Here is a 13,081-nt window from a genome sequence, read left to right as displayed (position 1 = left end):
AGGGCTGTTTATTAGTTTTAATTTATAAATAGGATGGTGCTTGGCAGTATTGTAAAAAAGAGTTTGCTTGAGGCTTACGCTATTTAAATGCGTTTTCGAACAAGCCCTAAAAAGGAGGTTCTACCCTTTTTAGGGCTTCAAGAGCTGCAAGCCATATTACCCTTCTAATTGATTTTCTGGTTTGGCTTTTATAAATGCAGGTAGTGTATTGCAGTTTTGATATATGTGCATTAGTTTTGGAAACGCCTGCATATCAACATCAAAACGTAAGGCGTTGTAGACCTGTGGGATAAGGTATATATCGGCCAGAGACACCTGCTGGCCAATACAAAACTCTTCTCCCTCAACCATATCTTCTAATGCAGCAAACCCCTCTTTTACCCAATGCCGATACCAAGTAAGCTTCTGCTTTTCATCAACTTTTAAGTTTTCAGTGAGATACTTTAGGACCCGCAGATTACAAATTGGGTGAATATCGCAGGCAATGATATCTACCATGGTTTTAGTTTTAGTCGCTTGAGATTGGTTGTTCGGCAACAACCTAGGCTCACTTTCATGGTCGTCTAGATAATCAATGATAACCCCGGACTGAAATATATATTCACCGGGGCTAATTTCCAGACAGGGGACCAACCCCTGGGGTTGTATGGCTTTATAAGCAGCTTGAAGGTGTTCATTTTTTAATAGGTTAATGGCCACTATTGTATGCTGAATATTTTTGATATTTAAGGTAATACGCACCCGGTATGCAGCTGAAGAACGAAAATACGAATATAGCTTCATATTGTTTCTTTGGCGGGCAGTACAGTTGATTTTACTTCACCAAATCCGATGGGAGCCGCGCCCTTTTTTTGACATGATGCACGCAGAATTATGCTATCACCGTCCTCCAAAAACGTGCGTTTTTCGCCATTTGACAGTTCGATGGGTGTTTTGCCGCCCTTACTCAATTCAAGCAGTGAGCCCGCTTCAGCATATTCTGGTCCTGATTGCGTGCCTGAACCCAGCAAATCTCCAGGTCGCATGGCACAGCCATTACTCGAATGATGCGTCACAAGCTGCGAAGTTGTCCAATAGGAATAATTGAAATTGGAACTGGATAGTTTGCTTGGGCTTATACCGGCGCTGCGCATTGCCGGGGTTTCGATCAACGCTTCTAGCTGAATATCCAGCCCGCCATACTGACTGTTGTGATCTGAGGTCAAATATTCCAGAGGTTGCGGATCATCACTAGGCCTTGAAAAAGCGCAGCGATATGGCGCTAATGCCTCAAGCGTCACTATCCATGGGGATATGGTAGATGCAAAATTCTTGGCCAAAAAAGGACCCAGAGGCTGATATTCCCAGGCTTGAATATCTCTTGCAGACCAGTCATTTAACAAGCAGACACCGAAAATATGTTGTTCTGCGTCGTTGATAGAAATGGTATCTCCCATTTGAGTTCCCGAACCGATGAAAATGCCCATTTCAAGTTCGTAGTCCAAACGTTTACATGGGCCTACCGTGGGTTTGGGCGCATCGGGCAATTTTGTCTGGCCTTTGGGCCGATGAAACATCTGCCCTGAAATTCCGATTGTCGAAGAACGACCATGGTAACCAATGGGTACCCACTTATAATTAGGCAGCAACGGGTTATCGGGGCGAAACAGTTTACCGATCGCGGTAGCGTGGTGGATGGAGGTGTAAAAGTCGGTGAAATCTCCGATTTGACAGGGCATAGTAAATTCGATTTCATTTTTGGGGATCAGAGTACTGGAGAACTTTGATTGTAACGGTGACCCCTCCCGTAAGGCCCTGGAAAGTGCCAGCCTTAAAGCTGAATGCACGTTATTACCTAGACCCATAAAGTTATTGAGGGATGACTCAGCGGCCGCCATGGCGCCCTGCTGAGCTTCATCTTTAAATAAATTAAGCTTTGCCAGTTTCGCCATATCGATGACACTATTGCCAATAGCGACACCGCCTCGCCACGGCTCCGCTTGCCCTTTACGTTTGAAGATCGCAAACGGTAAATTTTGGATTGGAAAATCTGCGCAACTATTTGCGCTATTGACCCAACTTTTCAGATCAACGTCATGGGTTTCATTTAATAATTGCATGTTTTTTGCCTTTTTATTCATCGCGTCAAATATCGACTAGCGATTTTTATCAAAATGTTTAGTCAGTGTTCCCCAACAAGCCAGGTAATCCTTTTGTTTATACTCTGTACTCAAGGCAAATTGCGTGGGCGCTATGACATATCGAGACTCAAACATAAACGCCAAAGTATCGATGTATCTCTGTGGTTCAAGTTTTGCATTTGACGCTTTTTCAAATACGTCAGCTTCCGGACCATGCGGCGTCATGCAGTTGTGCAAACTCATGCCGCCCGGTTCAAAGCCCTTTTCCTTCGCATCGTAAACGCCCTCTATGAGTCCCATGAACTCACTCATTACGTTGCGGTGATACCACGGTGGGCGAAAGGTATTTTCAGCAACCATCCAGCGCGGCGGAAAAATCACAAAATCCACATTGCCTACACCATGCGTGTCAGACGGTGATGTGAGTACGGTAAATATTGACGGATCTGGATGGTCAAAACTTACCGTATTGATAACGCTAAAACGTGAGAGTTCATATTTATAGGGGGCACTGTTTCCGACCCAGGCGACCACATCTAATGGCGAATGATCAAGATCTGCTTGATAAAACTCACCACAAAATTTGCTCACCAAGATACACGGTTTGTCATTGTCTTCATACCAGGCCACGGGGTACATGAAGTCCCGCTGATTTGCATAGCCATTTGCGCCGACAGGACCGCGCTCTGGCAACGTATAAGGTGCACCATAATTTTCGCAGATATAACCCCGAATAGGCCCATCTTGGAGTTCTATTTTGAACTTTACGCCCCGTGGGATCACGCATATTTCGCCAGGTTTCACTTGCAGTAGCCCAAATTCGGTATACGCAACGAACTCTCCCAGTTGTGGCACAATAAGCAACTCGCCATCGGCATTGCAGAAAAAGCGATCTGCCATTCCCTGATTGGCACCATAAACGTGGATACCTATACCCGCCTGCATTTTGGCATCACCATTGGCTGCCATAGTGATTAATCCATCTATAAAGTCGGTGGGCTCATCGGCAATGGGTAGGGGATCCCAGCGCATCAAATTAGGTGGGCACAGCGTGTCATTTAACGGAGCTGTGCGAACCAGCCCTTTGTTAATAGGGGTATAGTCGCCCATGCTTATTGATGGTCTGATCCTGTACAACCAACTACGCCGATTATCACATCGAGGCGCCGTAAAAGCAGTACTATTGAACTGCTCCGCGTATAAACCATAAGCGCACTTTTGTGGGTTAAATTGTCCAATTGGCAATGCACCAGTGAGTGCTTCAGTCTCATGTTCATTACCAAAACCTGTCAGGTAATTGAGCGTGGTGGTAGGAGTTTTCATTCAATTTCCTCAGCAATACTTAATGCTTCACTTAGTACGTCCATGTGACCGATATGGTTGGCCAACAAAAGAATCAATCTTGCATTCAGACATTCGCTTTGTTCTGGGCTCAGTTCCCGATGAACATCGATTAATGCTTCGTAAAACCTATCAGGTTCAGATAAGTTAGGTTCGGTCTTGAGTCTCATTTTAACTCCTCAATAGTCTTGGTTTGTCGAACAGATACATCAGCATTAAGTTCGAATCCTAAGGCCCTACCCATTGCTTTTACCACCGTTGTTGACATGCACTGGCGCCACCGTCCTGTGACAACTTGATCGGGCCTAAATAAATAGGTTGTATTATGTTTTAGATCATAGCGTTCAACGAGTGCGCCCTTAGAACAGTCAATCTTTGTTACTTTGCTTTTGATTGCATCTGGCACTATCACATTCCCGGTGAGCAGAATTTTAAGGTTCTCAATCTGCGATAATTTACTAATTTCAGCGGTTTCTTCAGGGCTGATAGTATCTAGTGACACTAAAACGACAAACTGGTTACCAAGATGGTTTAGGAGCCACTGTTGTTCACCATAAACACCGATAGGTGCGTCTTTGGGTACGCTACCTGGACACAATGGGCTCTCAAACTCGTCATGTTGTGGCGTGTTTAAAGGAGAATTACTATATTGGCATGGCACTGACAAACGTCCACTATTGACCAAGGTCCTGGCAAAGCCAAAATTTTTGGCTAAGCGCAAGGTTTGATCCCGAAACACTCGGCTTATGTGATTTTTAGGCGTGATAAAATCCGTTGCCCTGGTCGAGTTCAGAATATTTTCTTTTGCACCCTGTTGTCGCTCGGTATTATAGGTTTCAATTAGCGCTTCAGGGGCCAGCCCCTTTAACACGCTCGCGACTTTCCAGACCAGGTTCTCTGCTGATTGAATGCAACCATTTGCACCACGAGCGCCAAAAGGAGATACCTGATGCGCCGCATCACCCACAAAAAAAACGTTATTATGTATGAAGTGATCCATCTTGCGGCACTGAAAGGTGTAAACACTGGCCCATTCAATCTCAAATTCTACCTCTGGGCCAAGCATTGCTTGAATTCGTGGACGGATAACATGTTCCTGTTGTTCATGCTCAGGATCGGCATCAACCCCAAGTTGCAAGTCAATTCGCCATACATTGTCAGGTTGTTTGTGTAGTAATGCAGACTGGTTAGGATGAAATGGCGGGTCAAACCAGAACCACCGTTCAGTGGGGAAATTGGCCTTCATGACGACGTCTGATATCAAAAATCTATCCTGAAAAACTTGTCCTTTGCTCTGTAATCCAAGCATAGTGCGGACACCACTATTGCAACCGTCTGCACAAACCAAGTAATCACAGGTAAGTGTGTATTCGCCGTCGGGCACACAGACCCGAATTTCAGTGCTGTCCTTGTGTGAGTCTACTGCAATGACTTTACTATTCCATCGCAGGTCAATCTTGTCTAATTCAGCAGCCTTGTCGACCAAATATTCTTCGAAGTAATATTGCTGAAGGTTAATGAATGCAGGTATTTGATGGTCACCCTCATTTAACAGATCAAAATCGTAAACTCGTTCTTCTTTGAAAAAGACTTTGCCATGTTTCCAGGTCACACCTTTTTCAATCATACGCTTAGCGCAGCCAAGTCGATTCATTATTTCTAGAGTACGTTTAGCAAAGCATATAGCCCTCGAGCCCACACTAACGGTATTGTTGTCATCCAGTACCACGGTACTGATACCTTGTAACGCGAAGTCAATCGCTAAGGCTAGTCCGCCTGGACCGGCACCCACTATCACGACGGGATGATGCACGGCTTTATTCGCATTTAGATCCGCACTACTGACGTAGGGATAAACTGGATTGGTATAAGTTTTTTGCATTAAAGAAGCCCGCCCACATTTTATTTATATTCTCTCATGAGAATAATATAAAGGATCTTCTTCCCTTAGATCAAGGGTTAATTGCATATTTTGTGAATACACTGTTAATGGCTCGACGCTTATTCGTTTTATTTAGTTTCATATAAGAGCTTATCGTGTTAGTTTTACATCCTTACTTACTATGTTTATTAATTAACTTAAGTCGAGGTTACCTTTTATGTCTAAAAAGCCTTTTGCATCATCTGCAGATCTAGGTGAAAAAACTGAAACCCTTGAAGTGCTTGCCGATGGCGTTTATGCACTTACTGCTGAGGGCGATCCCAATATTGGCGCTATTGAAGCAGAAGATTTTGTTATTGCGTTTGAAGCCAGGGCGACACCCAGAGCAGCAAATGATTGGTTAGAAATGTTAAGAGAGCATACCGACAAGCCAATAAAGTACCTTGTTCTGTCTCATTATCATGCGGTGCGAGTATTGGGCGCATCCGCTTACGGTGCAGAATCCATTATTGCCCATGAAAAAACTAAATTTCTGATTGAAGAGCGCGGTTTGCAGGACTGGGCAAGTGAATTTGGCAGAATGCCAAGACTGTTCAGAGAGCCTGAGGATATTCCAGGACTCACTCACCCTGATATTGTCTTTAATGACCGTCTCGAAATCCCTTTAGGCGGTGAGCGAGGAAGCCTGATTTTAGAGCACTGTGGCAGAGGCCATACCGCGGGAGACATAGTGGCCTGGTTGCCTAAACACAAAATACTGTTTGCTGGCGATTTAGTTGAAGCGGCTGCTGCCTTGTATACGGGTGATGCATTTCACTTTGACTGGGCGTCGGGCACATTGGACAAAGTGAAAGCCTATCAGGCCGAAATTTTGGTGGGTGGTCGCGGTGCGGTAGCACAGGGTAGAGATAACGTTGATGCTGCCATCGAGCAAACCCGTGGATTCTTGGAAGGTATGATCGAAAAAGTCGGACAAGTGCACAGAAACGGTGGGACATTGAAACAAGCGTTTGATGAGACCCATACACTGCTCGCCCCTAAATTTGGAATGTGGCCCATCTTCGAGCACTGCCTGCCATTTGATGTGAAACGTCTTTGGGACGAATTTGAAGGCATTGACTGGCCTCAGATTTGGACCGCAGAAAAAGATAAGGAAGTTTGGGATCAACTGCAAAATTAGCAAGTTATTTTCTGTCTATTCTGACAAACTAAAAATTACTCCAGATAAAAGGTGTATGGCGGTATGCGGTATGATAAAAATGCCATTCAAACTTTTAATCTGGAGTAACTAATCTTGAAAGAGAGAACTAACAGGACGGTTATGTTGAATCTCTTTGTTCCCTACAGAATGGTGAATCTTGCCACCAATATCAGTAATGCATGTTCAAAAATCTATCGCTCTGAGTTTGACATTTCAATCCCGGAGTGGCGAGTTTTGGCACGCCTGGCAGAACACGAACAACTTAATGCCAAAGATATTGGTAGAGTCACCTTTATGGATAAATCCAAGGTGTCTCGTGCAGTAAAAATATTGGAAGAGAAACACCTCATTCATAGACGAAAAGACGAAAAAGATAATCGTGCCGCCTATTTGTCATTGTCAGAAATGGGTAGGGAAATATATGCGGAAATAGCTCCCAAGGCCTTGGACTGGGAAGAAGAATTAATCGGCGCATTAGATGTTGGTGAATACCGCGATTTAATGCGCATAATGGAAAAATTAGACAAAAAAGTATTAGAAATGGAACAGGTTAATTTTAGCTTAAAGGACAACAATAGGGCCAAAGATTAATCTAGCTAGAATTCGCGCTTAGCAGCAATGTGTTCGGATCAACTCCAACCGGACACTTTCTTTAAAAACACTTAATGTTTAATCGGTGAGATTAAGACGGGCTTATAAAACCCGATATTTAGCCAAAGCCGACCTTTCTGATTATACGGCAACTTACGAGCCGGTTTTCTAATTGTCAAACCATTAGCTTTGGCTCATCTGGCTGCTTCAGGTTGTTCCGCCGCGCATGATTTAATTACGCAGAAGAGAGAACTGGGGCAGGATTTTTCTGAACAAGAAAAAGAGTGCATCTCCCCTATTTTACCAGCCTGGCCTGGGGGAAACACTGAGGCCATTAACTGGTTTGAAAACGCCCCCCTGCATTTGACAATATAACGACAAAAACCTTGTGTGAAACTGGCCACATTAAACAATTTCTTGCGTTCATTGAAACTATCGAACTAGGTAGCTTTGCCTGAACAGAGTTGCCAATTATATGCCCCCAACTACTTATTTCGGCTATCTAAAACGCGTTTAGCCTTGCCTTCGGATCGCGGCAAAATACCCGGTTCAACAATTTCTATGGTGGAAGAGATACCGATGAAGGTTTTCACGTTGCGGGCTAAATTGCGCATTAGCTGTTCGCACATTTGAGTCGCTATTTCAGGATGTCTTTCAACCCGAATTTTGACGTTATCCATGTTGCCTTTTTTAGAAAGTTCAATTTGATAATGAGGAGACAAGCCAGCTACATTACATATTTGCTCTTCAATCTGGGTGGGAAAAACGTTGACTCCGCGGATAATCAACATGTCGTCGCTGCGGCCGGTAATTTTACCCATGCGTCGCATATTACGAGCACTACCAGGCAGTAGTTTGGTTAGATCTCGAGTGCGATAACGGATCACCGGCATGGCTTCTTTGGTAAGACTCGTAAATACCAGCTCCCCTTCTTCGCCATCAGGTAACACTTCCCCCGTAACAGGGTCGATAACCTCTGGATAAAAGTGGTCTTCCCAAATAGTCGGCCCGTCTTTTGTTTCAATACATTCTTGCGCCACACCCGGGCCCATCACCTCAGACAAACCATAAATATCTACCGCGTCCATCGATAATCGTGTCTGCATTTCATTGCGCATTGCTTCTGTCCAAGGCTCTGCGCCAAAGATGCCCAAACGTAAAGCAATTTTGTTGTGATCAATACCTTGTCTTGCCATTTCATCAGCAATATTGAGCATGTAGGAAGGTGTGACCATAATAATGTCTGGGTCAAAATCTTTAATGAGCTGAACTTGCTTTTCAGTTTGACCACCGCTCATAGGAATAACGGTACAGCCTAAGCGCTCTGCACCGTAGTGCGCACCCAAGCCGCCAGTAAATAAACCATAACCGTAAGATATATGAACTTTGTCTTTCGGGCGCCCTCCTGCGGCATAAATAGAACGCGCGACGATATCCGCCCAGGTATCAATATCATTTTGGGTGTAGCCCACAACGGTTGGTTTACCCGTGGTACCGCTTGAAGCATGGATCCGTACCACCTCTTCCATTGGTTTACTGAACATGCCAAAAGGATAGTTGTCGCGCAGGTCGGCTTTGGTAGTGGTGGGGAATTTACTGAGATCTGAAAGTTGTTTCAGATCATCAGGGTGCACACCGTGAGCATCGAATTTAGCTTTGTAAACTGGCGAGTGGTTGTAAACGTGGTGCAATGTGCGCTTCAATCTCTCTAGCTGCAACCCACGCAGCTCATCAATACTTGCATTCTCGATCGCATGCAATCCCACATTAAGTCCTGCCATTTAGGTCTCCAATAGTTTTTTTGTATCAAATAAGTTTGTTAAATTCACTAACCAAATAGCCACATGCACTTAACCTGCGAATCAATATAATACAGATATTCATTACAAATCAACATTTGTGTATCATATTTATTAACTTTCGCATAACATGCGACAACATTTAGATAATAAGATAGATAATCAGAGGTGTCTTAAATATGAAAGCTAAAAGTTTTGTATATGGTCAATGGGTAGCAGGCAAATCTGAAGGTACCCCAGTATGTAACGCAGTTACCGGTGAAGTTATTTGTCATGTTGGAACTGAGGGCATCGACTTTGCCAAAGTTGCCACTTACGGACGTGAAGTGGGCGGCCCAGCGCTTCGCGCCATGACGGTTCATCAAAGAGCAGAAGCACTTAAAGCGCTCGGTCTACACTTGTTATCTAAAAAGGAACACTTTTATCAAATCTCTGCATGGACCGGTGCCACAAAGGCAGATGGCTGGGTAGATATCGAAGGTGGGATTGGTACCATGCTCAGCTATTCCAGCATGGCAAGACGGGAATTGGCAAACGAAACCTTTTTAGTTGAAGGAAAAACAGAAGTCCTTTCGAGCAAAGGTAATTTTGTTGGTAGACATATTTTAACGTCTAAACCCGGCGTATCTGTGCATATCAACGCTTTCAACTTCCCTTGTTGGGGCATGTTAGAAAAAATAGCACCAAGCCTAATCGCAGGCGTTCCGGTTATTGTTAAACCAGCAACGGTTTCTTCTTACCTAACCGAAGCAATGGTAAAAGAAATCGTAGATGCGGGCATTCTCCCTGACGGCGCTATTCAATTTATCTGTGGTGGTGTTGGCGACCTGCTTGCGCAACTTAATGAACAAGACAGTGTGACCTTTACAGGTTCAGCAAGCACAGGCCGCAAGCTGAAAACCCACTCCAACATCATCGCTAATAGCATTCCATTTAATATGGAAGCGGATTCATTGAACTGCAGTATTTTAGGGCTCAGCGTTGCTCAGGACGATCCAGAGTTTGAGCTTTTTATCAAAGAGTTAGTCCGTGAAATGACGGGAAAAGCTGGACAAAAATGTACGGCTATTCGACGCGCGATCGTACCTGCCGCCAAACTTGACGATGTGATCAGTGCAGTCAAAACACGGTTAGCGAAAGTAGCTATGGGTGATCCAAGCGCCGAGGGCGTTAGAATGGGCTCCTTAGTTGGCTTGTCACAGCGCGAAGACGTTAAAAACAAGGTCTCACTTTTAGCCCAAGAATGCGAAGTCGTCCTTGGTGGCAATGATGCTGAGTTCAGTGTTATCGGTGCTGATGCTCAAAGCGGCGCGTTTTACCCACCCACGTTACTGGTATGTAAAACCCCCAAAACCAGCGTAGTGGCACATGAAGTAGAGGCATTTGGTCCGGTATGTACGCTGATGCCTTATGACACAATGGAAGACGCAGTTCACATCGCTAATTTAGGCAAAGGCAGCCTGGTAGGCTCTATCGTGACGTTTGATGATCAAGAGGCGGCAAACTTTATTCTAAACGCAGCGGCATACCATGGTCGTATGTTAGTACTTAACCGTGAATGTGCCAAAGAATCTACTGGCCACGGCTCACCATTAGCACCGCTAGTTCACGGCGGCCCGGGTCGTGCTGGCGGTGGTGAAGAGCTTGGTGGTATACGCGCGATTAAACATTACATGCAGCGCACCGCTATTCAGGGCTCACCTACAACACTTATGGCCATCACCAAAGAATACACAGCCGGGGCCAAAACCTATAGCGATGACAAACATCCGTTCAAGAAATACTTCGAAGAATTACAAATAGGCGAAAGCCTAACGACCCACAGACGCACAGTCACAGAAGCTGACGTGGTTAATTTTGGTTGTATTTCGGGGGATCACTTCTATGCGCATTTCGATGAAATAGCGGCGAAAGACTCACTGTTTGGTAAACGTGTCGCTCACGGCTACTTCATTATATCAGCCGCCGCCGGGATGTTTGTAGAGCCCTCACCCGGTCCGGTCTTGGCCAATTATGGTTTAGAAAATTTACGCTTCGTTTCTCCCGTTGGCATAGGCGATACCATTCAGGTCAAGATCACAGCCAAACAGAAAATCAAGAAAACCAAACGCCCAGATGACGATCAGGCGACGGGCGTCGTGGTATGGGATGTCCAAGTGTTTAATCAAGATCACGAAATGGTTGCCCTATATGACATCATGACACTAGTGGTAAGGAAAGAAGCTTGAGGAAACTCAGGTTTGTTCTTTAGGTCGGTGCGTACTTGCGCTAAAGCGTGGGCGATCAGGTTGAATAGCATGCAGGGGTTGTACTTCTCGCATGCTCTTTTGGCATCGTTGAGTCAAAATTTGATACTCATGGGTGCCCTTGGTCTTCCAGGCTATTTCTTTGTCAGACAAGGTACGTTTGACCGTGGCGGGGCTGCCTACTACCAAACTTTTAGGCGGGCACTCAAAGCCGGGTTTAACAAAGGCCGTTGCAGCTACCAGCGACTCACTGCCAATGACAGCCTTGTCCATTATCACGGCGTTCATGCCAACCAATGCATTTCTGCCAATCCGGCAGCCATGCAGCACGGCCCCGTGGCCGATATGTCCATCTTGTTCAACCACACAATCTTGCTCTGGAAAGCTATGTATCACGCAAGTGTCCTGCACATTACAGCCCTGTTCAAGAATGATGCGGCCAAAATCGCCACGCAACGCAGCATTGGGTCCAACGTAACAATTAGCGCCAATAATGACATCACCAATAAGCACAGCGGTCGGATGAACATAAGCGGTGGGGTCAATCACTGGAACGAGATCTTCAATTGCATAAACGGGCATTTTTTTCCTCAAATCAATTCTGTGCAACAAGCCAAAATATCGGCCGTTTAAGCGCACTGACAACACTAACGAACAGCAAGAGTAACCAAAAATGAACTTCAAGACTATCGAATATTCAGTCAACAACAACGTAGCAATCTTGACACTCAACCGCCCTGATTCACTCAATTGCTTTACCGCCCAAATGCATCTGGAAGTGAAACAAGTCATGAAAACAGTGCGTGAAGATGCCAATATTCGCTGCCTGCTTTTAACTGGAGCCGGGCGCGGTTTTTGTGCAGGACAAGACTTGAACGACAGAGATGTTAACACTGGGCAATCAGCACCAGATTTAGGTGAGTCAGTTGAAAACAATTACAACCCTCTTATCCGTGCTCTTACGTCGCTTGAGAAGCCAGTTATCTGCGCAGTAAACGGCGTGGCGGCGGGGGCAGGAGCCAGTATTGCATTAGCCTGCGACATCGTTTTGGCTGCTCGTAGTGCCAGCTTTATTCAGGCATTTAGCAAAATTGGATTAGTACCTGACTCAGGTGGCACCTGGAGCTTACCCAGAGCATTAGGCCTGCCCAGAGCCAAAGCGTTAGCCTTACTCGGGGAAAAACTGAGCGCAGAACAAGCCCAGCAATGGGGCATGATCTGGCAATGCATCGACAATGAAGAACTGATGCCACAAGCGATAAAAATGGCAGAACATTTAGCAACCCAGCCAACAAAAGGGCTGAGCAGAATTAAAATGCTGCTAAATGAATCCTTTTCAAACTCACTGCATTTACAGCTTGAGCTAGAAAAAAATGCCATGCGTGAACTGGGAAAAAGCAATGACTATCGAGAAGGTGTTGCCGCTTTTATCGCTAAACGCCCGCCCAAATTTGAAGGTCAATAAGATGACAGATACCTCAGACGCATTAGCCCAAAAGTGCGCCGAGCACATGTTTGCCAATGATGCGGCAACACAAAATATGGGCATGCAGATTGTGCATGTAGCACAAGGGCTGGCCACCGTTTCCATGCGCGTCACGTCCGCTATGTTAAATGGTCATCAGACTTGCCATGGCGGGCAGTTATTTTCCCTCGCTGACTCCGCGTTTGCGTTTGCCTGTAATTCACAAAACGAGGCCGCTGTGGCAGCCAATTGTAACATCGATTTTATTCGTCCAGCGTTTCAAGATGACGAGTTAACAGCCACAGCATCAGCGTTTCACCAAGGTAAGCGAACGGGCATATACCACGTCAAAATAACGAACCAACACAATGAGTTAATTGCTCTTTTCAAAGGCAATTCAGCACGTATTAACCGTAAATTGTTACCAACAGATTAA

Annotated in this window: 12 protein-coding genes; 5 read left to right on the top strand and 7 right to left on the bottom strand. The window is 45.2% G+C overall.

The features are described 5' to 3' along the window. Positions 1–156 precede the first annotated feature (156 nt). The 5 genes from maiA to AC3RV5_RS01475 are packed head-to-tail and all read right to left on the bottom strand — an operon-like array spanning position 157 to position 5,343. The gene (maiA, locus tag AC3RV5_RS01495) at positions 157–783 is read right to left on the bottom strand and encodes a maleylacetoacetate isomerase (RefSeq protein WP_489730238.1); all 627 of its coding nucleotides are present in this window, start codon (positions 781–783) and stop codon (positions 157–159) included. Then, on the bottom strand, positions 780–2,099 hold the full coding sequence (gene fahA, locus AC3RV5_RS01490; RefSeq protein ID WP_489730237.1) for a fumarylacetoacetase: 1,320 nt from the start codon (positions 2,097–2,099) through the stop codon (positions 780–782). Before fahA ends, maiA begins: the two co-directional genes overlap by 4 nt. Before the next feature lie 36 nt (positions 2,100–2,135). Next, positions 2,136–3,443 (bottom strand): homogentisate 1,2-dioxygenase, encoded by a 1,308-nt coding sequence (hmgA, locus tag AC3RV5_RS01485; RefSeq protein ID WP_489730236.1) that lies wholly within the window; start codon positions 3,441–3,443, stop codon positions 2,136–2,138. Beyond that, positions 3,440–3,631, bottom strand: coding sequence for a DUF2783 domain-containing protein (locus AC3RV5_RS01480; protein ID WP_489730235.1), 192 nt, complete (start codon positions 3,629–3,631; stop codon positions 3,440–3,442). The genes hmgA and AC3RV5_RS01480 overlap by 4 nt, the downstream gene beginning before the upstream one ends. Next, positions 3,628–5,343, bottom strand: a complete 1,716-nt coding sequence (locus tag AC3RV5_RS01475) for an FAD-dependent oxidoreductase (RefSeq protein ID WP_489730234.1) — start codon at positions 5,341–5,343, stop codon at positions 3,628–3,630. Before AC3RV5_RS01475 ends, AC3RV5_RS01480 begins: the two co-directional genes overlap by 4 nt. 217 nt (positions 5,344–5,560) lie before the next feature. Here AC3RV5_RS01475 and AC3RV5_RS01470 point away from each other — a divergent pair, with 217 nt between their 5' ends. Then, positions 5,561–6,523 (top strand): MBL fold metallo-hydrolase, encoded by a 963-nt coding sequence (locus AC3RV5_RS01470; RefSeq protein ID WP_489730233.1) that lies wholly within the window; start codon positions 5,561–5,563, stop codon positions 6,521–6,523. A gap of 141 nt (positions 6,524–6,664) precedes the next feature. Next, complete coding sequence (locus tag AC3RV5_RS01465) at positions 6,665–7,135, top strand: MarR family winged helix-turn-helix transcriptional regulator (RefSeq protein ID WP_489730232.1); 471 nt, start codon at positions 6,665–6,667, stop codon at positions 7,133–7,135. A gap of 485 nt (positions 7,136–7,620) precedes the next feature. Here AC3RV5_RS01465 and paaK read toward each other — a convergent pair whose 3' ends face one another. Continuing rightward, a complete protein-coding gene (paaK, locus tag AC3RV5_RS01460; RefSeq protein ID WP_489730231.1) occupies positions 7,621–8,916 on the bottom strand; it encodes a phenylacetate--CoA ligase PaaK in 1,296 nt (431 codons plus the stop codon). Positions 8,917–9,113: 197 nt separating this feature from the next. Between paaK and paaZ the strand changes: the two genes are divergently transcribed. Then, complete coding sequence (gene paaZ / locus AC3RV5_RS01455; protein ID WP_489730230.1) at positions 9,114–11,162, top strand: phenylacetic acid degradation bifunctional protein PaaZ; 2,049 nt, start codon at positions 9,114–9,116, stop codon at positions 11,160–11,162. A gap of 6 nt (positions 11,163–11,168) precedes the next feature. Here paaZ and AC3RV5_RS01450 read toward each other — a convergent pair whose 3' ends face one another. Then, on the bottom strand, positions 11,169–11,762 hold the full coding sequence (locus tag AC3RV5_RS01450) for a phenylacetic acid degradation protein PaaY (protein WP_489730229.1): 594 nt from the start codon (positions 11,760–11,762) through the stop codon (positions 11,169–11,171). A 91-nt stretch (positions 11,763–11,853) separates the two neighbouring features. Between AC3RV5_RS01450 and paaG the strand changes: the two genes are divergently transcribed. Further along, positions 11,854–12,645 (top strand): 2-(1,2-epoxy-1,2-dihydrophenyl)acetyl-CoA isomerase PaaG, encoded by a 792-nt coding sequence (gene paaG, locus AC3RV5_RS01445; RefSeq protein WP_489730228.1) that lies wholly within the window; start codon positions 11,854–11,856, stop codon positions 12,643–12,645. A 1-nt stretch (position 12,646) separates the two neighbouring features. Further along, a complete protein-coding gene (paaI, locus tag AC3RV5_RS01440) occupies positions 12,647–13,081 on the top strand; it encodes a hydroxyphenylacetyl-CoA thioesterase PaaI (protein WP_489730227.1) in 435 nt (144 codons plus the stop codon).

The sequence above is a fragment of the Paraglaciecola sp. IT1134 genome (genome assembly GCF_058068185.1).
This window is presented reverse-complemented; position numbering and strand designations above follow the sequence as displayed.